This is a genomic window from Hymenobacter sp. BRD128, from assembly GCF_013256625.1.
Taxonomy (GTDB): Bacteria; Bacteroidota; Bacteroidia; order Cytophagales; family Hymenobacteraceae; genus Hymenobacter.
Map to the genome: position 1 here is coordinate 2,231,784 of NZ_CP053908.1, position 21,284 is coordinate 2,253,067.

Annotated in this window: 19 protein-coding genes; 8 read left to right on the forward strand and 11 right to left on the reverse strand. The window is 61.5% G+C overall.

The window, feature by feature from the left end:
- The first annotated feature begins 114 nt into the window (after positions 1–114).
- The 3 genes from rlmD to GKZ68_RS09875 are packed head-to-tail and all read left to right on the forward strand — an operon-like array spanning position 115 to position 2,310.
- Complete coding sequence (gene rlmD, locus GKZ68_RS09865) at positions 115–1,542, forward strand: 23S rRNA (uracil(1939)-C(5))-methyltransferase RlmD (RefSeq protein WP_173113925.1); 1,428 nt, start codon at positions 115–117, stop codon at positions 1,540–1,542.
- A gap of 16 nt (positions 1,543–1,558) precedes the next feature.
- A complete protein-coding gene (locus tag GKZ68_RS09870) occupies positions 1,559–1,921 on the forward strand; it encodes a hypothetical protein (protein WP_173113928.1) in 363 nt (120 codons plus the stop codon).
- A gap of 14 nt (positions 1,922–1,935) precedes the next feature.
- Positions 1,936–2,310, forward strand: coding sequence for a hypothetical protein (locus GKZ68_RS09875; protein ID WP_173113931.1), 375 nt, complete (start codon positions 1,936–1,938; stop codon positions 2,308–2,310).
- A 123-nt stretch (positions 2,311–2,433) separates the two neighbouring features.
- On the opposite strand, the gene thiL is transcribed toward GKZ68_RS09875, so the two are convergent.
- On the reverse strand, positions 2,434–3,462 hold the full coding sequence (thiL, locus tag GKZ68_RS09880) for a thiamine-phosphate kinase (RefSeq protein WP_173113934.1): 1,029 nt from the start codon (positions 3,460–3,462) through the stop codon (positions 2,434–2,436).
- 2 nt (positions 3,463–3,464) lie between these two features.
- Here thiL and GKZ68_RS09885 point away from each other — a divergent pair, with 2 nt between their 5' ends.
- The 3 genes from GKZ68_RS09885 (at position 3,465) to GKZ68_RS09895 (ending at position 4,524) form a co-directional block, all read left to right on the forward strand.
- Positions 3,465–3,656 carry a hypothetical protein gene (locus tag GKZ68_RS09885; protein ID WP_173113937.1) on the forward strand — a complete coding sequence of 64 codons (192 nt, stop codon included), beginning with the start codon at positions 3,465–3,467 and terminating at the stop codon, positions 3,654–3,656.
- Positions 3,634–4,239: a hypothetical protein gene (locus GKZ68_RS09890; protein ID WP_173113940.1), complete on the forward strand. Its 606-nt coding sequence runs from the start codon at positions 3,634–3,636 to the stop codon at positions 4,237–4,239. The genes GKZ68_RS09885 and GKZ68_RS09890 overlap by 23 nt, the downstream gene beginning before the upstream one ends.
- A 117-nt stretch (positions 4,240–4,356) precedes the next feature.
- A complete protein-coding gene (locus GKZ68_RS09895; protein WP_173113943.1) occupies positions 4,357–4,524 on the forward strand; it encodes a hypothetical protein in 168 nt (55 codons plus the stop codon).
- 63 nt (positions 4,525–4,587) lie between these two features.
- Here GKZ68_RS09895 and GKZ68_RS09900 read toward each other — a convergent pair whose 3' ends face one another.
- On the reverse strand, positions 4,588–5,691 hold the full coding sequence (locus GKZ68_RS09900; protein WP_173113946.1) for an NYN domain-containing protein: 1,104 nt from the start codon (positions 5,689–5,691) through the stop codon (positions 4,588–4,590).
- Positions 5,692–5,891: 200 nt separating this feature from the next.
- On the opposite strand from GKZ68_RS09900, the gene GKZ68_RS09905 reads away from it, so the two are divergent.
- Positions 5,892–8,891: a TIM-barrel domain-containing protein gene (locus GKZ68_RS09905; RefSeq protein WP_173113949.1), complete on the forward strand. Its 3,000-nt coding sequence runs from the start codon at positions 5,892–5,894 to the stop codon at positions 8,889–8,891.
- Positions 8,892–8,959: 68 nt separating this feature from the next.
- On the opposite strand, the gene GKZ68_RS09910 is transcribed toward GKZ68_RS09905, so the two are convergent.
- From GKZ68_RS09910 to GKZ68_RS09945, 8 genes are all read right to left on the reverse strand, one after another.
- Entirely contained in the window at positions 8,960–9,814 is an 855-nt protein-coding gene (locus GKZ68_RS09910; RefSeq protein ID WP_173113952.1) for a murein L,D-transpeptidase catalytic domain family protein, read from the reverse strand.
- 130 nt (positions 9,815–9,944) lie between these two features.
- Complete coding sequence (locus GKZ68_RS09915; protein WP_173113955.1) at positions 9,945–10,619, reverse strand: murein L,D-transpeptidase catalytic domain family protein; 675 nt, start codon at positions 10,617–10,619, stop codon at positions 9,945–9,947.
- 219 nt (positions 10,620–10,838) lie between these two features.
- Positions 10,839–12,941, reverse strand: a complete 2,103-nt coding sequence (locus GKZ68_RS09920) for a TonB-dependent receptor (RefSeq protein ID WP_367949221.1) — start codon at positions 12,939–12,941, stop codon at positions 10,839–10,841.
- A complete protein-coding gene (locus tag GKZ68_RS09925) occupies positions 12,905–13,171 on the reverse strand; it encodes a hypothetical protein (RefSeq protein ID WP_173113961.1) in 267 nt (88 codons plus the stop codon). Before GKZ68_RS09925 ends, GKZ68_RS09920 begins: the two co-directional genes overlap by 37 nt.
- A gap of 142 nt (positions 13,172–13,313) precedes the next feature.
- A complete protein-coding gene (locus tag GKZ68_RS09930) occupies positions 13,314–13,709 on the reverse strand; it encodes a hypothetical protein (protein WP_173113964.1) in 396 nt (131 codons plus the stop codon).
- Positions 13,710–13,782: 73 nt separating this feature from the next.
- Positions 13,783–14,415 carry a HupE/UreJ family protein gene (locus GKZ68_RS09935; RefSeq protein WP_254244239.1) on the reverse strand — a complete coding sequence of 211 codons (633 nt, stop codon included), beginning with the start codon at positions 14,413–14,415 and terminating at the stop codon, positions 13,783–13,785.
- 93 nt (positions 14,416–14,508) lie between these two features.
- Positions 14,509–15,840, reverse strand: a complete 1,332-nt coding sequence (locus GKZ68_RS09940) for a lipopolysaccharide assembly protein LapB (RefSeq protein WP_173113970.1) — start codon at positions 15,838–15,840, stop codon at positions 14,509–14,511.
- 160 nt (positions 15,841–16,000) lie between these two features.
- Positions 16,001–18,259 (reverse strand): DUF4331 family protein, encoded by a 2,259-nt coding sequence (locus tag GKZ68_RS09945; protein ID WP_173113973.1) that lies wholly within the window; start codon positions 18,257–18,259, stop codon positions 16,001–16,003.
- A 313-nt stretch (positions 18,260–18,572) separates the two neighbouring features.
- Between GKZ68_RS09945 and hscA the strand changes: the two genes are divergently transcribed.
- Complete coding sequence (gene hscA, locus GKZ68_RS09950) at positions 18,573–20,447, forward strand: Fe-S protein assembly chaperone HscA (RefSeq protein WP_173113976.1); 1,875 nt, start codon at positions 18,573–18,575, stop codon at positions 20,445–20,447.
- An 82-nt stretch (positions 20,448–20,529) separates the two neighbouring features.
- On the opposite strand, the gene GKZ68_RS09955 is transcribed toward hscA, so the two are convergent.
- Complete coding sequence (locus GKZ68_RS09955) at positions 20,530–20,913, reverse strand: hypothetical protein (protein WP_173113979.1); 384 nt, start codon at positions 20,911–20,913, stop codon at positions 20,530–20,532.
- Between the last annotated feature and the right edge of the window lie 371 nt (positions 20,914–21,284).

Here is a 21,284-nt window from a genome sequence, read left to right on the forward strand (position 1 = left end):
AGTCGGGCGGCCTTTTTGCGTCTACAAAATCTGGGTAATCCGAAAAATCCGTCGAATCCGTGGTTCAGACAAGCCGGCCGGGGCCCGACCTTTGTCTTTCCCTAGTCAGAAATTATGCCCAGCAAAGCCACCAAACTCGCCAACTCTATCCCGCCCGAAGCCCTCCTCAACGTCGAAATCCAGGATATGGTGGCCGAAGGCAAATGCCTGGTTCGAATAAATAACCTCGTCGTTTTCGTGAACCAAGTGGCCCCCGGCGACGTGGTGGATTTGCGCATCAGCAAGGCCCACAAGCGGTTTATGGAGGCCACGCCCACCAAGTACCACAAGTACTCCGAGCTGCGCACCGAGCCGTTTTGCCAGCACTTTGGTACCTGCGGCGGCTGCAAGTGGCAGCACATCAGCTACGACGCCCAGCTCAACTACAAGCACCAGCAGGTAGAAGACACCATGCTGCGCATCGGCAAGGTTGAGATTCCCGAAGTACGCCGCATCCTGGCCTCGCCCGAGCGCAAGTACTACCGCAACAAGCTCGAATACACGTTCAGCTTCATGGGCTGGCTCACCGAAGAGCAGATTAAGGACGAAACCGCGCAGTACGACCGCCGGGTGCTGGGCTTCCACACGCCGGGCCGCTTCGACAAGATTATCGACGTGGAGCACTGCCACTTGCAGCCCGAGCCGAGCAACGAAATCCGCCTCTTCATCCGCGACTATGCCCGCGAGAACATGCTGCGTTTCGGCAACATCATCAAGCAAACCGGGCTGCTGCGCAACCTCATCATCCGCACCGCCGAGAGCACCGGCGAAACGATGGTGATTCTGCAATGCTACCGCCAGCACCAGGCCATCGAGCCGCTGCTCGATGCGGTGTACGCGAAGTTTCCGCAGATTACCTCGCTCAACTACGTGCTCAACGACAAGGGCAACGAGACCTTCCACGACCTCGAAGTGGTGTGCTACAAGGGCAAGCCCTACATCGAGGAGGAGATGGAAGGCCTGCGCTTCCGCATCGGCTCCAAGTCGTTTTACCAAACCAACTCGGCCGGCGCCTACAACCTCTACAAGGTGGCCCGCGAGTTTGCCGAAATCAAGCCTACCGACCTCGTGTACGACCTCTACACCGGCGCCGGCACCATCGCCAACTTCGTGGCGCGCCAGGCCGCTAGGGTCGTCGGCGTGGAGTACGTGGAGCAGGCCGTGCTCGACGCCCGCGTGAACTCGGAAATCAACGGCTTGACCAACACCGAGTTTTTCGCCGGCGATATGAAGGATATGCTTACCGAGGCCTTCACCAGCCACCACGGCCACCCCGACGTCATCATCACCGACCCGCCCCGCGCCGGCATGCACGAAGATGTGGTGAAGCGCCTCGTGGAGCTGCGCGCCCCCCGCGTCGTCTACATCAGCTGCAACCCCGCCACCCAGGCGCGGGATTTAGAATTGCTCGACGAGGTATATAAAGTGACCCGTGTGCAGCCGGTGGATATGTTCCCGCACACCCACCACGTGGAGAATGTGGTGCTGCTGGAGTTGAAGTAAGCTTTTTACTTGGAAAATGGGACTCGATATTAGCCTAGTCAGGATTACTGCTCATGAAGTAGACGATAACAATTTCCTTCTTGCAGAAGAATCGCCTGAGCTATTTTCTCTTTTTCAGAGCTACATCCGCAAAAAACATTTCGTTTTTTCTGATGAGGAGTTTGATGCGGAAGTATACTTCTACGCTGAGCTTGCATATCAACGAAAGGGAGTGATACCTACTTTCTACACGGACTTCACTAATGATGTATGCTTGACTAAGCAAAGCCAAGTTGCACACATGTTGACTTATATCGATGCGAAACACAAAACTGATTTTGACACCTGTTTTGTGAAACAATTCAAAGAAGGTCAAACAGTTATCATTATTGGGTGGTAAACTTCTCTACACAAATGGACTACTTCAACGACCCCGAGCTAAACGGCAAGTACCTAGGTACGATTACCAAGGATTTTGCCACCGCCTCCGACACCATTAAGGAAGCCTCCTACCAAATCCGCAAGCGCGAGATTTCGCAGTATCCGGTATTCGTGTTTGCCCGGCAGGCGGTGCAGCTCGGCAGCCTGCTCATCAACGCCGACGAGCAGGACTTGCAGTGGCACGTCTTCGCTAGCTACCTTGAAATACTAGCCCAGCAAGGCATCGTGGACCCCGAGAAAATCGAAGATTTCATCGGCACCTGGAAAAACCCGGATGAGTTTTGCTGCCTCTTCGTGGTCGATGAGGAGTTCACGAATTTCGTGTATATCCCCTACCCCGAGGACTAACCGCCGCGGACAAAAAAGAACGTCAGGCTGAGTGTATCGAAGCATCTCTACCGAACGACCCTAGCGGCGCGGTAGAGATGCTTCGATACACTCAGCCTGACGTTCTTTTTATAGCTACTATCCCTAGAAGTGATTGAAGCCCTGCGCCCGCAATGGCACGGCCTGGCCACCTTTCGTTATCAAATTCACCGCATCATTGTGCTCGGTGAGGTGGCCGATGACGGTGATGTCGGGGTGGTTTTTAATCTTGGCGTGGTCGGCGACCGGGATGGTGAAAAGCAGCTCGTAGTCCTCGCCGCCGTTGAGGGCCGCCGTGATGGGGTCGAGGTTAAACTCGGCCGCGGCTTCGAGCGTGGGGTTGGCCAGGGGCAGGTATTCGCTGAAGACGCGGGCGCCGGTGCCGCTGGCGGCGCACAGGTGCAGCACCTCGGAGGCTAGCCCGTCGGAGATGTCAATCATGGCGGTGGGGTGCACGCCCAGCTCGCGCAGCTCGTGCACCACGTCGAGGCGCGCCTCGGGCTTGAGCTGGCGCTGCACCACGTAGTTGTAGTTTTCGAGCTCGGGCTGGGTGTCGGGGTCGGCCAGGAAGGCTTGCTTTTCGCGCTCCAGCACTTGCAGGCCCAGGTAGGCGCCGCCGAGGTCGCCGCTCACGCACAGAATATCGGTGGGCTTACCGCCCGAGCGGCGCACGGCCTGGCCGGCCTCGGCCAGCCCCAGTGCCGTGACGCTGATAACCAGGCCGCCCCGGCTACCAGTAGTGTCGCCGCCCACTAGGTCTACGCCGTAGGCTTCGCAGGCTAGCCGCATGCCAGCGTATAATTCTTCGACGGCCTCCACGGTGAAGCGACTGGGTAGGCTCAGGCCCACTACTACCTGGGTGGGCGTAGCAAACATGGCAGCCACGTCCGACACGTTCACGGCCACGGCCTTGTAGCCGAGGTGGCGCAGGGGCGAAAACGACAAGTCGAAGTGCACGCCCTCGACCAGCATATCGGTCGAAACCACGACTTCCTGCCCGGCCGGCGGGGCCAGAATGGCCGCGTCGTCGCCGATGCCCAGCACGGTGCTGGGCTGGGTAAGGGTAATATCGCGCTGCAAGCGGCGGATGAGGCCAAACTCACCGAGCTGGGAAAGGGGCGTTAAATCAGACATGAATGAGAAAACTGTGGCGCGAACGTGGCAGCTCGCGGGGCCGCGCCAATGACTTGGCCGAAAAAAGCGAATCACAAAGTTCGCGCTGCAACGGCTTAACGCCGTCGCTGGTGTTTAAATTTGACCGCTCCGGCGGCATATTATTACCGCCGGGTTATGCGTTTGGTTTTCATGAAATCACTTCTCTTCGCTAGCCTCCTCGTACTCGCGGTGCTGCCCATGTGCAAGCCCGACGCCAGCAAAAGCACCGCCACCGCTACGGCCGAAAGCCCCGCCTCGCCGGCCGCCGTGCGCGCTCAGTTTGACATCCTGCGCGACTCGGCCGACGTGAACTGGACGCGCATGATGGCTAGCGATGATAAGAAACTCGCCGACCTGCGCGAGCTGCTGCAAGACCTCAGCAAATACCCCGGTGCCAACCAGGCCCAGCTGGCTAGCCTGCGCGCCGCCCGCGCCCGCCTGCCCAAGCAGCGCTACGACCGGCGCACGATGGCTTCGTCGGCCCTCATCGACCGCTACGACGCGGCCCAGGACTCGGTATTGAAGACCGTGCTGCCCATCGCGGCCCCCGATGGCAACGCGCCCTCCGAGCGCGTGCGCGACTACGTAGAGCATATTCAGCAGGCCGATGCCGAGGTGCTGGGCTACCGCGCCCACTACGACCGCGCCGCCAAGGCCTACAACGCCTACCTGCAAGTGCACGGCGCCGAGCTGCAAAAGCTGGGCGGCAAGTACGCCAGCGTGCAGCCGCTCCCGCTCTTCGAGCTGAGCCAATAAGCTGAGCGCGTTGGGAGTCAAGAAAAGGTGCGTAACTTTTGGGCCCGTTGCAACCCGGCCTGCCCGGCCGCCGCATACTAGCCCTTCGCGCATTTTTTACCTTAAACCCTCCCCCTCATGCCCCAGTTTTTTACTTACCTGCGCCTGCCACTGCTAGCCTTGCTCACCAGCTTCGCGCTCACCTCGTGCTTCGACCACGACAAGAAGTGTGACCCCAAGCCCAAACCTACCATCTGCCTGAGTCCTAAAACCACCACGCCAGCGCCCACGGGCGGCAATAATTAGACGCTAGGTAGCTGCATAACACAAAAAAGGGAACGCCACGGCGCTCCCTTTTTTTGTGGCCGGCTAGCCCATCGGCTTATCTTCGACGGGGCCGGGGTTGAGCTCGCGCACGTCGGGGTGCTGGTAGTTGACGAGGATAACCGAGAACGGGTGCGGCTCACCCTCGCGCTTTTCGAGGCGCACCGCCCCGGCATCGCGCAGCTGGTTGAGCAGCTGGCGGCGCTCCCAATCGGGCAGCTCGGGCAGCACGTCGGTGAGGCGGCGCAGAAAAGGGCTGGCCCATATTTCAGGCGTAGCCTGCTGGCTACCAAATTTTTGCACTTGCTGCAAAAGAAATTCTAGTACGCGGCGCTCGTCCGTGCGCGTGATGCGCCGAATGGGCGCAAACGTGGCCGGCGGCTCCTGCAACAGCTGCTCGAGCATGCCGGGCCGGGCTGGGGCACTGGCGCGATAAGGGACCGGCGCAGCGGGGCTAGCCCCACCTTCAGCCTGGGCGGCGGGTAGGCTAGCCACCTCCTGGGTCGCCTGCCGGGCGGCGGGCGGCTGCACACCCGCTAGCCCTTGCTCGCGCAGGCGGCGCACCTCCTCCCCCTGGCGCAGGCGGGCCGCGCGGTGGTCTTCGAGCGCCTGCAAGCGCTCGGCGGGCAGCAGGGCGCGGGCATCAATAAAATGCTCTTGCCCCAGCATCTGCAGCAGGTCGCCCGATACGCTTTCGCGGAAGCCCACCACCTTTACCTGCCGGGCCTGCCGCCGCAGGTGCTGCAACACCGGAATGTAGTCGCGGTCGCCGGCCACCAGCACGAAAGTGCCGATGGCGGGCCGGGTGTATAGCACCTCCAGCGCATCGATGCAGAGCTGCATATCGGCCGCGTTTTTATGGTCGGTGCCCAGCACGTTGCGCGTGCTCACGCCCATGAGGTAGAGCGGACCCTGCGGGCCGGTCGGAATCTTGTCGAAGTCGGCGTAGGCATTGAGCACCAGCGAGTCGAGGCCCAGCTCGCGCTTCAGCGCATCGCGCAGCGCGCGCACTAGGTCGAGGGCATAGTCGTGCGGGTCGTGCGGGTCGAGGTAGTGGTTTTTGAGAAAGTAATACACATTCTCAAAATCAATAAAAACAGCCGCGTAGGGCGAAGCTGGTGCCGCCGGGAAAGTAGTGAAGGCAGACATTATTGGTAGATAAGAAGGCCGCCGTATCAGTAGATAACCTAATGACCGACAGAGAGTAGGGTGTACATCGCCAAAGGTCGGCCGCAATCAGCTAGCACTGGTAAAAAATTCGGGCAAATTGCCGCGCGGCCGCTGGCCCGCCCAGGTTTGGCTGGCAGTAGCGCGCCCGCCTACTGACCTTTGCAGCCTGACTTACGTGTATGCTTGCCTCGTTTCTACGCCGTGCCGGCTGGCTGCTGCCCGCCGTGCTTTTCTTTACCAGCCCCGCCCACGCCCAGCGCGAGGGCGACCGGCCGCCCACCCATGACCCATTTGGCCGTAGCCCGCAGCTAGCCCCCGAGGTGCCGGGCGGGCGGTACAAGTCGCATTCGTTTGATACTGAACATCAAACCTTGGTCGTCCAAGCAACCGATGGTAGTATTCGGCAAGTGAGAGAGTGGGGTATTGGAGTTATTAAAGTTGACTACTTCGCTCCTGGCCGTGCTCCAGTAGCCGACTCATCAATTAGTGTACTCGCTATTAACGGCTTACCTGGCGCCGACGGGGTAGCTGTTCGTGCACCCGATGGCAAGCATCTGATGCTTCTGGCTAATCCTTCTTCCGCAACAGCTACCAGCGTAAAACTGCGCACTAATCGCGGCACGGTTATTATCGATAAAAAAACCCTCCGTGTTAGTTGGCAGCTTCGGGAAACGCTATTCTCCGAAGCCAGCCCCGCCTTTCGCCGCCAGCCCCTTACCTCCCCTACCACCGCCGACACGCCCCCTAGCCGCGCCGATGAGTTGGCCGGCACGGGCGTGCGCTTCCGGCTAGCCCCCGGCGAGCGGCTCTACGGCACCGGCGCCCGCGCCCTGCCCCTCGACCGGCGCGGCTACCGGCTGGAGCTGTATAACCAGGCGCACTACGGCTACCAGAACGGCGAGCAAAACCTGAACGTGACGCTGCCCGTGGTGCTCAGCAACCGGGGCTACCTGCTGCTGTTTGACCACTACGCGGCCGGGTACTTAGACCTGGGCAAGAAAAACTCGGATGTGCTTGAATACGGCGCGCAGGGCCTCAATAGCCTGAGCTACTTTGTAATAACGGGCGACAGCCAGGCCGAAATCCTAAACCACTACACGGCCCTGACAGGCCGGCAGCCGCTGCCACCTCGCTGGGCGCTAGGTCTCATTCAGAGCCGCTTTGGCTACCGCAGCCAGGCCGAGATGCTGCGCGTGGCTAGCCAGATGCGCCGCTCGGGCTTCCCGCTCGATGCGCTGGTGCTCGACCTGTTCTGGTTTGGTGGCACCACCCGGCAGGGCGATTTTCAGTGGGATGCCGCCAACTTCCCCGACCCGGCCGGCATGATGCGCGACCTCAAGGCGCAGGGCGTGAACACGATACTGATTTCGGAGCCCTACGTCATGCGCACCTCCTTGAACGACAGCCTCGTGCGCACCCAGGGGTTGGTGGGCACCACGGCCGCCGGGCGGCCGTTCACGGTGGGCTCGTTCTGGGCGGGGCCGGCGAGTATTCTCGATGTATTCAAGCCCGCGGCGCGCACCTGGCTGTGGGCCCAATACAAGCGCCTGCACGAGCAGGGTGCCGCTGGCTGGTGGAGCGACCTTGGCGAGCCCGAAAACCACCCGCTGGCCATGCACCACCGGCTAGGCCCCACCGCGCAGGTGCACAATGCCTACGGCATGACCTGGGCGCAGATTTTCCAGGATAACTACGCCAAAGAGTACCCCAATGAGCGCCTCTTCAACCTGGCCCGCTCGGGCTGGGCGGGCATGCAGCGCAACGCGGTGTTTCCGTGGAGCGGCGACATCAACCGCTCGTGGAGCGGCTTGCAGGCGCAGGTGCCCATCATGCTGGGCATGGGCCAGGCGGGCGTGGGCTACATGCACTCCGACGCGGGCGGCTTCGGGGCCAATGCCATCCAGGACCCCGAGCTGTACACGCGCTGGCTCCAGCTGGCGGCGCTCTGCCCCATCATGCGCCCGCACTCCGACCAGGTGGTGGCGCCCGAGCCTTACACCTACCCCGAGCCCTACCAAAGCATCGTGCGCAAGTATGCTCACCTGCGCTACGAGCTGCTGCCCTACCTCTACACCCTAGCGGCCGAGAACACGCTGACCGGCGCACCGCTGGCCAGGGCGATGGACTTTACCGATGCCAACCCCGCAACTAAACCACCTCTGCCAGCAGAAGCCACAGACCAGCACGTACCAACCATTCCGGTTACGCTAGGCAGCGCAACGCCTCTTGCAGCAAATAATTTCTCCTTGTCTGCGGTTGTGCTTAATTCTCAGTACCTATTAGGTTCCAGCTTGTTGGTGGCACCTATCAATCAGCCTAGCCAGCGGCGGCGCAACGTGGCGCTGCCCGCCACAGTTGGCGGCTGGGTCGATTTTGAAACAGGCCAGACACTGCCCGGCGGCCAAACCGTGGGGATGAGCGCGCCGCTAGGCCATATTCCGCTGCTGGTTCGCGCCGGGGCCATTATACCAATGACGGCTTACCACCCTAGTACGGCCGCCTACCGGCCCGACACGCTGGCGGTACGCTATTTTCCTGACTTCAAGGTTCCAGAGTCAACTTTTACGATGTATGAAGATGATGGGCGCTCAGCTCAAGCCTTAAAGCAGCTGAAGTTCAGTTTAGTAGAGCTAACTGGAACGACTACTACCAATTTTGTTTCCTTCACGGCGGTTGTCTCAGGTCACTATCCCGGAGCGCCGACCCAACGACTAATTCAGCTGCGGCTAGCGCGAGTGGCCGCTGCACCTACCGCCGTGCGGCTGGAAGGCGAACCGCTAGCCGCCACTGAATGGTACTATGATGTAGTTCACCATGAGTTACGGATACAGTTTCCACTAGTGCACCGAGCCAGTATATCCATTCCTGGCCTGCACCTGCTCACCCAACCCGCCGCCCACACCGACCCCGAAACGCTGACGCTTACCGTTCCCGATAGTCGCACATTCAGCGATGCGGTCGGCTTGCACTACGAGCGCTATGCGCCGGCCAGCGTGCCCGCGTCGCTACGCATTCGCAATGAGCGCGGGCTAGTCGTGCGCGAATTGCCCACCGTGGGCGAAGTCGGCCCGCAATTGGCCACCTGGGATGGGCTGGATGCGCAGGGCCGCCCCGCCGCGCCCGGCCTCTACGATGTTGAGCTGGCCGGCCAGCACCAGCGGTTGGTACGCTTGCCCTAGACTATCTTTTACCAACAAAAAAAGCCTCTCCCAAACAGGGAGAGGCTTTTTTGTTGCTTGAACAACTCTTAAGAATTAGTAGCTGGCTTAAGGGAAAGCGCCGCCAGGGCAATATCCTGATTCAAGTACTTCGAGGTGTAGCCGGCGTTCGACTTGCTCAAAAACAAGCAGCTACCACCCTGCACCGCGTCGATAATCTGAGCATACTGGTCGAGTGGCAGGGCGGGGCAGCCGAGGCTGCGGCCCAGGCGGCCATTCTGCTTGATAAAATCTTCACTTACGTAGTCAGCACCGTGCATCACGATGGAGCGGGCGAAGGCGTTGGTGTTGAAACCTTCATCGAGGCCTTGCAGGCGCAGCGAGTGGCCATGCTTGCCTTCGTACTCGTTGCCGGTCACGTAGAAGCCGAGACTGCTCATGTTGCTCTCGTTGGTGTTCGAGAACTGGCTAGCCCCGTTTTCGCCCGAGTTGTGGCCGTGGGCTACGAGGGTGTGAAACACGATTTTATCGTTAGCCAGGTCGAGTACCCAGAGGCGCTTTTCGGTCGAAGGCAGGTCGAAGTCCACTACCGTGAGGTGCTGCTGGTCGGCGGCGAGGTGGCCGGTTTCGCGCAGGTTGAGGTAGCCGGTCATGGCCTTTTGAAACACCTCGAAACGCAGGCCCTGCTGCTCGGCGCCGAGGCGGTCGTAGGTTTCGCGCAGCGTAGCATCAAAGCGGGCCAGCGGCGTGGCGGCTACAGCCGCCGTGCGGTGCATGGCAGTAGTAGCCGGCGCGTGGGCCGACGACTTCAGGAGCGGGCCGGCCAGCGGCGTAGCCAGAAACAGCGAGGCTACAAACGGCAGCACGCGCCGCACCAGGCGCTGCGAGCGGCGGCGGCCGTCGCGCTGGCGTTGAACAACGCTGGAATGATGATGCTTTTTCATGACAAACTCGACGTGAAAGAATCGTATGAAGACGCCTGGGGTAGGCCGGCTAGCCTTCTGACGTTGTTATACGCAGCGCCTTCCGCTAAGATAACCGTAAACGGCCGGGCCGGGCAAAAAAATTCCCGGCCTAGCGCCAGCCGCGTCGCGCAAAGCGCCGCCCGGCGGCCGGCCCGTCGAGCCAGCGCGAGGCCAGCCCCGGCCCGCTCACCAGCAGCATACTACCCGTGCGCAGCGTGCTGATTATCTCCTTATACTGCGTGGGCGGCAGGGCCGGGCAGCCGCGGCTGTAGCCCAGGTGGCCGTGCTGGCGCACGTAGTCGGGGCTGGCGTAGTCGGCGGCGTGCAGCACGATGTAGCGGTCAAACACGTTGGTATTCTCGCCCTTATCGTACCCTTGCAGGCGGCGCGAGTAGCCATGAATGCCGTCGTAGGTGCCCGAGGTGCGGTAGAACCCCAGCGACGTGCACTCGGAGCTTTCGACGTTGGAGAAGCGCCGGGCCCGCAGGTGGCCCGAGCCCTGGCCGTGAGCTACTAAGCTACGGTGCAACACTTTGGCTTCGCTCAAGTCGATTACCCAGAGGCGCTCGGTGGTGTTGGGCAGGTCCATGTCGGCCACGGCCAGCACGCCGGCCCGCTCGATGCGGCCGGTGGGGTGCAGCGTGAGGTAGCCCACGCAGGCCTGCTCCAGTACCTCGGGGCGCAGCTCGGCGGCCTCGGGGCCTAGCGCCTGGTGCAGCTGCGCAATGACCTGGTGCAGCGTATCGGGCACGCCGGCCACGTGGGGCACCGGCGTGGGGCGCAACGAATCGGGCCGGGCAGCCGAAGCTGGGGCCAGGGCCGCTACTGGCCGGCTGGCTAGCGGGGCGGCGCTGCCCTCAGCATGACTGGCGCGGGAGCAACTGCTCAGCAGCGGCAGCCCCAGGGCCGCCAGCCCGAGCCATGCAGCGGCCTAGGGTAAGTGCGTGCGAGTCCTCATTCGCTCAAAAATACGGCTGCCGGGCAGTGGAGCTGCTACCGGGCCTTAAAAAAAGATGCTGGCATTGGCCCGCAGATTAAAGGGGGTGCCCGGCGTGAAGGTCCTTTCGGTAATCGGAGCGGGCTCGCCGCGGAGCTGGGTTTCGGTGGCGTATTGCGCCTCGTTCCAGTCCACGTTCAGCAGGTTCTGCACCGTGAGGCCGAATTGGTAGCGTGGCCGGGTGTACGCCAGCACAGCATCGACCACGAAGTAAGGCAGGGCCCGCACGGAATTATCCTCAATCGCCGGGCGGCCGCCGAGGTACCGATAGCGCAGGCTCGCGCTCAGGCCGCTGGGCTGCTTATACGTCAAGCCGGCAATACTGGTAAAAATAGGCCCCAGCGGCACAAAATTCTCCCCCTCCGGCGCATCCAGCAAGCGGGCGTGGCTGTAATTGCCGTCAAAATCCAGAAATACGCGGGGCGTGAGCTGGTAGCGCATCGACAGGTCGAAGCCAAAGCGCTGGGTAGGACCGACACTGGTGGTCGTGCCTTCATCACCGGAGTAAACCAGCTCATCCTGCAGGTGCAGGTACCAGAACGCCGCATTCACGACTAAGTCCGGCAAAGGCTTGAACGTGCTGCCAGCCTCCGCCCCCGTGGCGCGGGGCAGCGCCTGCGCGGGGTTGGTGCCTCGCACCACGGCCCGCGCATCGTTGGAGTGAAAACCCAGGCCCGAGCGCAAAAACAGCTGCACGTTTGGCGACGCCTGGTAGTAAAAATTAAGCTTGGGGGAAACCCGGGCGGCGTTTACGCGCCCGCCTAGTGGCCCAAACGCCCCGGTAGAGTCGGCAATCTGCCCCCGGAAGTCGAACACGAACAAGTCGGCCCGCACGGCAGCATTTACGCGCAGGCGGTCGGTTAGCTCCAGCGTCGCGTCCAGGTAGGCGTTGAGGTTTTGCTCGTGCAAGCGGCCCACGTCGATAGTATCCGTAATAACCCGCTTGGTAGCGTTGCGCAGAGCCAGGTTGGACTCATCGAGGCGGGTACCTACACCAACAGTAGTGTGCAGGTTGTGCGCACCCAGCTGGTTATCACGCTCATAGGTACCCGTATAGCCATAGAGGTTTCGGCCGGTATCGGTCTGGTTTATCTCATCACCATCTATCGGGTTTTTCTTGAAGAAGGTAAAGTCGGAAAACAAGCTAAAATTGTAGCGGGTGTAGTAGACCTGCTGGCGCAGCACGGCATCGTGCGGCAGCGCAGTGGTGAGAATAGCGTAGGCGTTGGCGCGGTTCGTGCGTCCGCCTTCGCTAGGGTCAATGCTGCCAAAGCGGCTGATTTGCCCTTCTTCCACGGCCCGGGTGGGAATTTCACCGCTGGCGTTCCAGTTAGAAGTAAAATAGGAGCCGGACAGCGTGAGCGAGGTATTGTCCGTGAGCTGCCCCGTGTACTTACCCATGCCATTAAAGCGCTTAAAGCACTGGTTATTGACAAACGGCGAGGCGCTAAAATAGTATTCACTGGCTACGTAGGCGCTTTCCGATTTTTTAGTCAACAAGTGGTGCGTACCCAGCAAATCGAGCATGACCAGCGCCCGGTACGTGCTGTACTGGCCGGCTTCTACCTTCACCTGGCTGTGGTCGAGGCTGGTTTTGGTAAGAAATTCGCCGGCACCGGCGGTGGCCAGGTCGCCAAAGCGCGCCGTGTAGGGTCCTTTGTAGACCTTGAGCTGCTCGACCGTTTCGGGAATGACAAAGTGAAAATCGGCGTAGCCCTGCCCATGAGCCTGGCTGACCATGTTTACCGGCAGGCCATCCACGCTCACGGCGAAATCAGTGCCGTGGTCAGCGTCGAAGCCCCGCAGGAAAATCTGCTCGGCTTTGCCCCCGCCCGCGTGCTGGGCAATAAAGAGCCCCGGCACGAGGCGCAGCAGGTCCTGCCCCGAATTGATAGGACGCAGCGTCTGGTCGATGTGCGTAATAGCCGCCAGGTTCTGGTTGAGGTCACGCGGCTGGCTCACCGTTACTTCCGTCAGGCTGAGGGAAGCCGGGGCCAAAGTTATCTCGAAGCCTCGTGTTTCGCCAGCCACTAGCGTTATAGTTTTGGTAGTCAAGCGATAGCCAAGTGCCCCTAGCCGCACTTGGCAGGTACCCGGCGCCAGGCCCACCAGGCGAAACTGCCCCAGGGCATCGGTGGCGGTACCCCCGGCTGGCCAACCAGCCCGATACTTACGCCCGGCAGTGGCCGCCCCGAGAGTGAGTCGGCCACCGTGCCCCGCAACGCGGCTGGGCGCTGAGCCAGCGCGCCAAAAGAAAGGAGCAGGGCCGCCACCAGCAGCCCCAGCGGCCGCCAGCGCAGCCGCATGATTAGTAACCCCGAAATGTAATTAAAGTACATACCAATGCAGTAAGGATGCCAGGGCGCCCTCAGCAGGGCGCACTTCCGGCAGCAGTATGGAACATAAAACGGCCCGCCGCGCCCACCTACCGGTACGCGTAGCGGCTCCGGCCACCGGGCGGAGGCAAGAGGCTGGGCAGTTTTAGCCGCATTGGGGCGGGGGATAATCGCGTCCGCCAAAGCCGGCGGGTAGCAGCGACCGGGTTGGTGCCGGATGCTGGCTGGCTACCAGCCAGCGCACCGGAATGGTTACGACGGCCTGCGCAGCCGCCGGGCAGTGCACATCGAGCCCTTTAAGCTGGGCCAGGTAGTGCAGGCCGGTGCCGGTGGGCAGCCGGCGGTGCACCTCGGTCTGGTCGCCATTGCAGCGCTCGAAGCAGTCGAGGCGCAGGTAGTTGTGCTGCTGGCAGTCTTTGCTGTGCACGTAGGGGTGCGCAGCCGAAAAAAGCGGCTCGGGCGGCCGGCTCACGACCAGCCCCGCCCCCACTACCAGCAGGTAGTTGAGCAGCAAAAGCCAGGTGAGGAGGGCGCGGAGCATAATTCAGAACTAAAATCGTTGCGAAGCTAGCCAGCCACCCGCAACGGCAGCGTAGTGTGCAGGTGAGGTGGCGCTAGGCCAGCAGCCGGTCCACGGTCCAGTAGGCGGCTACCAGGCCGATAACTATCGACACTGGTACCACTACCCGCGCCCGGTACCAGGGCCGGTCGGCGGCCCAGCGCCCGATGAGTGCCCAGCACAGCAAAATAATCGTGACCTGGCCCAGCTCGACGCCCACGTTGAAGGAAATGAGTGAGCCAAAGTAGTCCTTGCGGGGCAGCCCCAGCCCAGTGAGCGCACTGGCGAAGCCCATGCCGTGAATCAGCCCGAAGCCGAACACGATGGCTAGCCGCCACGGGCTGAGCTTGGTCGTGATAATATTCTCAATGGCCACAAACAGAATAGAGAGCGCAATAATCGGCTCCACAACACTGCTCGGTGGCTGAATAAGCCCGTACATGGCCAGCCCCAGCGTGATGGAGTGCGCCACCGTAAAGGCCGTGGCCTGAAACAGCACCGGCCGGAGCTTGGGCTCCAGAATGTAGAGGCTGATAATGAACAGGATATGGTCGAAGCCCAGCGGCAGAATGTGCGTGAAGCCCAACTGAATGTAGGTCCAGAAAATCTGAGTGCGCGAGAGCTTGCTCAGGTCGGCATCGATGACGTGGGCAGCGGCCGGCAGGGCTAGCAGTAGGAGCAGTAACACCCACAGCCCTGCGCATTTTGGTTTGTAGCAGAACGTCATGGTCAAATCTTACCATTACTGCATTACTAATCAAAGAATTTTAGTGCCTCTCCCCTAGCGGGCGGCGAGCATTTTCTTACCCTCGGCCTCCACCTCGGGATTAAGGTAAGGAGCCGTGTTCAGGGCCTTGGTGATGAGGGCCTGGCCCTCGGCCACCTGGCCGGTTTTGGTGAGAATGAGACCGGCGCGGCACAGCAGCACGGGGTTTTGCGAGTTGGTGCGGCGGGCCACGGTCATGTATTTCTGCGCTTCCTTAAAATCGCCGCGCTTGTAGTAAACCCAGGCCAGGGTTTCGTTTACGTCGATGTTGTCGGGGCGGCGGGCGTACTCAATTTTAGCGTGCGCCAGCGCTTTATCCAGCTCGCCGGTTTTGAGATAGGCGTAGGCCAGCTCGCGGTCGGTGTAGTGGCCTAGCTGCTCATTATCATTGGCTTGCTTAGCGGCATCGGCTAGCATGGCTACCGATTCGCGGGCCATCTTATCGGCCTCCTCGGGCTGGTGGTTGAGGCGATACACATCCACCAGCTCGTCGGTAAACGCATAGTCTTTCACGGTGGCGCGGGCCAGGCTCAGGTCCTTGATGGCGGTGGCGTAGTCGTGGCGGGCGGCGGCCACGCGGGCTAGCCCGGCCAGGGCGTAGGCATAGTTGGGGCGCAGCGCCAGGGCCTGCTGATAATAGCTTTCCGCCTCGGGTAGCTTACCACTCACTTCGTAGAGATGGCCCAGGGCCACGCGGCTCCACTCGGTTTGTTCGAGGCCGTTATAGCCGGCCTTCACGGCCATATCCATTGCCTGAATGGCCCCCGGCATATCGCCAAAAATCTCGCGCAGGTAGCTAACGCGGGCATAGGCGGTGAGGTCGGGGCGCACTTGGTTCATCTTGTCGGCCGTTTTCACGGCCTCGTTGTAGCGGCCCAGCTCCACGTTGGCATCGGTGAGCAGGCCGTAGACGTAGCCGCTGTTGGGGTTAAGGGCCTGGGCTTGCTGAGCCAGGGCTAGCCCCTGCGAAAAGTGGTGCTGGGTGAGGCTCAAAGAAGCTTCGCAGCACAGCGCCTCAAAGCTCTCGGGGTCGGCTTTGAGCACTTGCTGCAAAAGCTCCATCGCCGCCGCGTCGTAATACGGGTGGTTACCGGTTACGCGGCCTTCCTGCATGTAGGCCTCGGCCAGCAGCAGGCGGCTTTTCTGGTCGTTGGGGTCGGCGCGGAGCTTGGCCAGCAGGCCCTGCATCGAAGCTTTAGTATTGACCCATTCGCCGCCCAGCGCCAGGCGGCCGGTGCGGTCTTTGGGCTCGGGCAGGGCCGAGGCACCCGGCTTTTTAAAGAAAAGTATGGCCGCCACGGCTAGCCCGAAGGTCAGCAGCAACACGGGGTAGAGATTTTTGCGCACAGAACAAGGTGGGAAAATAGCTAAGTGAAACTACGCAGCAACTAAGCTTGCCGGTTTTGATTTCCTGGGCAGCCGCGAAGATAAAAGAGCCGCCACCAGCTTGATAGGCTAGCAGGCGGCTCTTTTTAAAACTAGCAGTGGCCCAGCGGGGGCTGCTTTCCTAGCGGCGCTCTACGCGCAGCGACTGAATCAGCGTTTTACCAGCGTAAACCGAGGCAATGTACTGGCCCGGCACTATCGAGGCATTGGGCTGCCACTTTATCTCATTGATACCGGCCGGGTAGTTTTTGGCGGCCACGGTAGCCACGAGGCGGCCGGTTACGTCGCGAATCTGCACGTTCAGGTTAGAGGCAGTAGCCAGTTCAAAGCGGAAGGTGGTGCTGCCGCTCGACGGGTTGGGGTAGGCGCTGGCTACGGTCAGGTTGGGAGCCAGGCCAAGGTTCTGGCTGGGGGCTAGCTGCGCCAGGGCGATGCGCTGGGCGGTAGTACCGCTCCAGGGCGTTTGCACGTAGGGGAAGGCTGCCCGGAAGGTCGTGTCGTTTTTCTCTACGTTGGTGGTGAAGCCAAGCACGTTTTTCAGCTGCTGCGTTACCGGCGAAGCGGCCGGCGTGGCAGCGGCATTAAAGTCGTCGTACCAGAGGCCCACGGCCGCCAGCACCACGCCGCCCACCGCTTGCAGCTCGATGCGGGTTACGTCGTCTTCGAGGCGGCGGCCATTGGGGAAGCCGTCCATGTTAGGAATGAGCATGGCCGTAGCACCCGAGGCGGTATAACGGGTATCGGTGAGGCCGAGCACGGCGGCTGCCAGCAAGCCTTCCGAGCTAAAGTCGGCCGACGCGCGGTCGGTAGGCGGCACGGCCATGTTCAGGCGCAGCATGTCGCCAAACGTCGGCAGGAAGTTGTTAATAAAAGGCTTACCGGCCGTGAGCGGGTTATTGCCAGTCTTGCCGGTGGCCAGCTGATACGGAATCAGGTTGGGCACACCAGTGTGGAAGATGGGCAGCAAGTCAACCGAGCGGGGGTTGCCGGCCTGGCCGCTGTTAAGCAGGTATTCGCCAAAGCCAGCCGGAGCCGGGGCAAAGGCCGTACCCGCGTTGGCGCCGGCCGCATTGCTGTAAAGAGGGCTGAGGCCCGCCGCGCCATCGCGGAAGTCAAAGCCGCCGTTGAGAGGAGCGGGCAACAGGCCAGCCAATGATTTGGTCTGAATACGCAGCGGTGCGAAGCCCGGTACGGCCTCGCCGTAGTAAGTCTGACCAGCAGGCTTGGCGGCAGCGCCGTTTACGGGCGTGTTGTCAGCCATGTAGAGGCCTAGCTCGGGGTTTTTGGCACCCGCGTCAAACTTGGCTACCTGGCCGTAGGGCGAGCCGGCGTTCCACTCGTCCTTCAGGCCCACGGCCTGCACCACTTCGTTGGTGAGCGGCATACCGATGCGCGAAATCTGCACCCAGCCATCGGGCGAGCCGGTGACGCCGGTCGTAGGCGCCACCACGGTGCCCGTCGTGTAGGCCTGGGTGCCATTGGCGGGGTTAAACGTGCGGATAGCTGGGCGGCTGGCCGACGCCCACACGCCAATAGTGTAGGGCGAAACCGGCGAGGCGGCGGTAGTACCCGAAGCCGGCGTACCGGCAAACATGTCGGTAGTAGCCGTCAAGGCGGCAGTACCAGCCTTGGCCAGGGCCGTCACTGGAATCTGCATTACGATGGAGTGCACGTTCTTACGGGCCAGGCCATCGCGGGCGGCCGTTTTGGAACGGATGCCACCCAGGTCGAAGATGCCGCCCAGGTCGGTAAAGAAGGCATCATCCGACGGGCCGCAGAATACTTTCATCCCGTTGACGGTTTGAATCTTGCTGGCGGCGTAGGCGGCGTAATCGGGCTGGTTGAGGCCCGCCGCGCCCGAAATAGAGCGCGGCCCAATGTTGGGCACCGGCACATCGCCCGCCGCGATGAGCGTCGTAAACGCCCCGCCAGCCAAGCTTTGCTCGAGCTTATACGTAGTTCTGGAGTTGATTTTTCCCAGGCGCACCCGGAAAAACGTGCTGGGGTCTTCGAAGCTCCGCGTGAAAGTGAAGCGGTACGTGATGTCGTCGCCGGTGGTAGCGGCGTTGTTCTTCACGTGAATCTCGTAGCGAATATTCTCCCCAAACGTGTTGAAGTTGGGACCACCCTGTGGCAGCTCAAACGGGATGTAGTTGGCTACAATCGTAACCGTGGCGTTGCCGTCGTTGGCCGGCGAATCGGGCGAGCGGAAGGCGTAGAGGTCAGTATTATCGGCCAGGGGGTCTTCCGCAATAAGCGGAGCCTCGCGGTGCGAAGAGGCTTCCAGCGTATTATGCTGGCCACTCCACGCAAGCAGCCCACCCACAGCGGCGGCGGCCAACGTAACCTGAAGAGCGGAACGAGTAAACTGTTTTTTCATGAATGATGAAAAAGGAAAGGTGGGAAATGATTGGTGAAAAATGTGGAGAAGGACTAAGAATTATTTCCTGAAAATCAGGCTATTCATCTTAATGATTAGCAGCACCTACGGCTAACCTGGATTGGCGGTTTATCGCAGGCCGCAAATACCCGAATTTTACACCCTCCCAACTTTTCGGGCGTCCCCCGCTTAAGTACCCGGCTCGCCTGCCTGGGAGCCCGGCCGCCCCGGCAGGCGTACTTTTACGGGCCGGGCGGCGGTTTATTTCCATTTGTTTTTGTGGGCTGCGCAGGCGCAGCCGCCTTGTTTTCTTATGGCTAAAGTTGCCATCAACCTCGCCACCGGCGCCATTCAGCAGGAAGAGCTGATTGTGGGCATCGACCTGGGCACCACCAACTCGCTGGTGGCCTATGTGCACCCCGAAACCCGCCAGCCGGCGGCTATCAACGACCTGGGCCGGGGCACCATCGTGCCGTCGGTCGTGCACTTTCCGGCCGATGGCAGCTCGCCGCTGGTGGGCAATGAAGCCCGGGACTTCCTGCTTTCGGACCCCGCCCACACTATTTATTCGGTGAAGCGTCTGCTGGGTAAAAGCTACCGCGACCTGGGCCAGCACGCCGGCCAGCTCGGCTACAAGGTCATCGACGACGATACCGAGGGCCTGGTGAAAGTGCGGGTGGGCGAGCGCTTTTATTCGCCCATCGAGCTGTCGGCCGACATTCTGCGCGAGCTGCGCCACCGCGCCGAGCACGCCCTCAAAACGCCGGTGCGCCGCGCCGTCATTACGGTGCCTGCCTACTTCAACGACTCGCAGCGCCAGGCCACCCGCGACGCCGGCCGGCTAGCCGGCCTGGAGGTGCTGCGCATCGTGAACGAGCCCACCGCCGCCGCCCTGGCCTACGGCATCGGCCTTGACCCGAGCGAGGAGAAAACCGTGGCTGTGTACGACCTCGGTGGCGGCACCTTCGATATCAGCATCCTGCGCCTGCACCAGGGCATTTTTGAGGTGCTGAGTACCCACGGCGATACCTGGCTGGGCGGCGACGATATGGACCGCGCCGTAGTCGAGTTTTGGCAGGAGAAGTTCCAGCTCGCCCCCGCTTTTGCGAAAATCCCGGCCTTGCAGCAGCAGCTGCGCCTGGCCGCCGAAATGGCCAAGCGCTATCTCAGCCAGCACGATGATTTCACGACCCAGCTTATCGACGGCGACGAGCGCGTGACCGTCGTCACGCTCACCCGCGCCGAGTTCGACGGCCTCATTCGCCCGCTCGTAGACCGCACCATCGCGGCCTGCCGCCAGGCGCTGGGGGATGCCGGGCTAGCCCCCGCCGCCATCCAGGCGGTGCTGCTGGTGGGCGGCTCGACGCGCGTGCCGCTGGTACACAGCGAGGTGTCGAAGTTCTTCGGCCAAGAGGCTAATAATTCGCTCAACCCGGATGAGGTGGTGGCGCTGGGCGCCGCCATTCAGGCGGATATTCTGGCCGGCAACCGCCGCGACGTGCTGCTGCTCGACGTGACGCCGCTCACGCTGGGCATCGAAACGCTGGGGGGCCTCATGGACGCTATTATCCCGCGCAATTCCAAGATTCCGACCAAGGCTGGGCGCCAGTATACCACGAGCGTGGATGGCCAGGTGAACCTCAAGATTGGCGTGTACCAGGGTGAGCGCGACCTGGTTAGCGAAAATCGCAAGCTCGGCGAGTTTGTGCTCAGCGGCATCCCGGCCATGCCAGCGGGATTACCCAAGATTGACGTCAATTTTTTCCTCAATGCCGACGGCATCCTGCGCGTAGAAGCCGTGGAGCTGCGCTCGAACACCCGCCAGCAGGTGGACATAAAGCCGCAATACGGCCTCACCGATGAGCAGGTAGAGCAGATGCTCATGGACTCGCTCACCAACGCCAAGCAAGACGTGGCTGCCCGCCTGCTCATCGAGGGCCGTACCGCCGCCGAGCAATTGCTCTACCAGGTCGAGCGCTTCCTGAAAAAGAATGCCGCGCACCTCGCAGCCGCCGAAGTAAGCAGCACCACCGCCAAAACCGATGAGCTGCGCGAAGCCCTTAAAGGCAATGACCGTGACCTCATCCTCAAGCGCATGGATGAGCTCGATGAGCTAACCCGCCCATTTGCCGAGCGCGTGATGAATATTTCCATCAAGCAGGCCATGAGCGGCAAGCAGATAGGCTAGCGGCCTCTTGTTAACGCACAAAAAGCCCCGGCTACTGGCAGCAGTAGCCGGGGCTTTCTGGTTGGTTTGCTGCCGCTGGCGCTTAGGGGCGTGTGGTTGTGGTGTTGGTGCTCGTGCCGGGGCGGGTGCGGGTATTGAGGCGGCGCGTGGGCTGCGAGCCCGAGGTGGCCGGGCTGCCCAGGGGCTGGTCGGAGCGCAGGGTGCCGGCATCGGCGTTGCGGGCCGGCACCCCGTTGGGATACATGGTGGTGCGCGACGCGCCGACGGGCACAGTGGCGCCGGGCGATGCAGTGCCCGGCATTATAGTGCTGGGCGGACCGGGCGCGATGGTACCCACGGCCGGCGTAGCGGGCGAGCCGGGGGTAGGCATGGCGCTCGGGGTACCTACGGCGGGCGTTTGGGCGTGGGCCGAAAAGCTAAGGCCGAGCCCTAGCAGGGCGACGGCAAAAATGCTGCTTGTTTTCATAATCAAGTATGTCTACGTAAACTAAAAGTCGGCGCTGCTGCTGGGCTAGCCGGAATACGCCAAGTCTTTTACGCATAAGGCGGCGGCAGAAGCTTGATTTCTAGTAAGAACTTCCCTGCTAAGGCGACTTAAGCGCAGTAATTTTTCAGTCATATCACTTAAAATAAAGTACTTATTTATACTCGTGCCTGCCACAATAGTTTTCCGGATAACTGGCCGCCTCCTGGCCATAACTGCATCCGCCAGGCGCTCGCTTCCGGGATATGCAGGCCAGTAACCGGGCGTAAAGACCGGGCGCAGTAGCAGCTGGTAAGCAGCGCGAATTATAAAGCTCACGCTGCTTTGCAGCCGGCATATGCAGTACCAACTGG

Bases quoted from the DNA above. Each gene is read 5' to 3' on its own strand.
- GKZ68_RS09895 (WP_173113943.1), top strand. From the start codon at position 4,357: ATGCCCCAGTTTTTTACTTACCTGCGCCTGCCACTGCTAGCCTTGCTC.
- GKZ68_RS09870 (WP_173113928.1), top strand. From the start codon at position 1,559: ATGGGACTCGATATTAGCCTAGTCAGGATTACTGCTCATGAAGTAGAC.
- thiL (WP_173113934.1), bottom strand. From the start codon at position 3,462: ATGTCTGATTTAACGCCCCTTTCCCAGCTCGGTGAGTTTGGCCTCATC.
- GKZ68_RS09900 (WP_173113946.1), bottom strand. From the start codon at position 5,691: ATGTCTGCCTTCACTACTTTCCCGGCGGCACCAGCTTCGCCCTACGCG.
- GKZ68_RS09885 (WP_173113937.1), top strand. From the start codon at position 3,465: ATGAGAAAACTGTGGCGCGAACGTGGCAGCTCGCGGGGCCGCGCCAAT.
- GKZ68_RS09955 (WP_173113979.1), bottom strand. From the start codon at position 20,913: ATGAAAACAAGCAGCATTTTTGCCGTCGCCCTGCTAGGGCTCGGCCTT.
- GKZ68_RS09930 (WP_173113964.1), bottom strand. From the start codon at position 13,709: ATGCTCCGCGCCCTCCTCACCTGGCTTTTGCTGCTCAACTACCTGCTG.
- GKZ68_RS09910 (WP_173113952.1), bottom strand. From the start codon at position 9,814: ATGAAAAAGCATCATCATTCCAGCGTTGTTCAACGCCAGCGCGACGGC.
- GKZ68_RS09875 (WP_173113931.1), top strand. From the start codon at position 1,936: ATGGACTACTTCAACGACCCCGAGCTAAACGGCAAGTACCTAGGTACG.
- GKZ68_RS09905 (WP_173113949.1), top strand. From the start codon at position 5,892: ATGCTTGCCTCGTTTCTACGCCGTGCCGGCTGGCTGCTGCCCGCCGTG.
- rlmD (WP_173113925.1), top strand. From the start codon at position 115: ATGCCCAGCAAAGCCACCAAACTCGCCAACTCTATCCCGCCCGAAGCC.
- GKZ68_RS09945 (WP_173113973.1), bottom strand. From the start codon at position 18,259: ATGAAAAAACAGTTTACTCGTTCCGCTCTTCAGGTTACGTTGGCCGCC.
- GKZ68_RS09925 (WP_173113961.1), bottom strand. From the start codon at position 13,171: ATGTACTTTAATTACATTTCGGGGTTACTAATCATGCGGCTGCGCTGG.
- hscA (WP_173113976.1), top strand. From the start codon at position 18,573: ATGGCTAAAGTTGCCATCAACCTCGCCACCGGCGCCATTCAGCAGGAA.
- GKZ68_RS09890 (WP_173113940.1), top strand. From the start codon at position 3,634: ATGAAATCACTTCTCTTCGCTAGCCTCCTCGTACTCGCGGTGCTGCCC.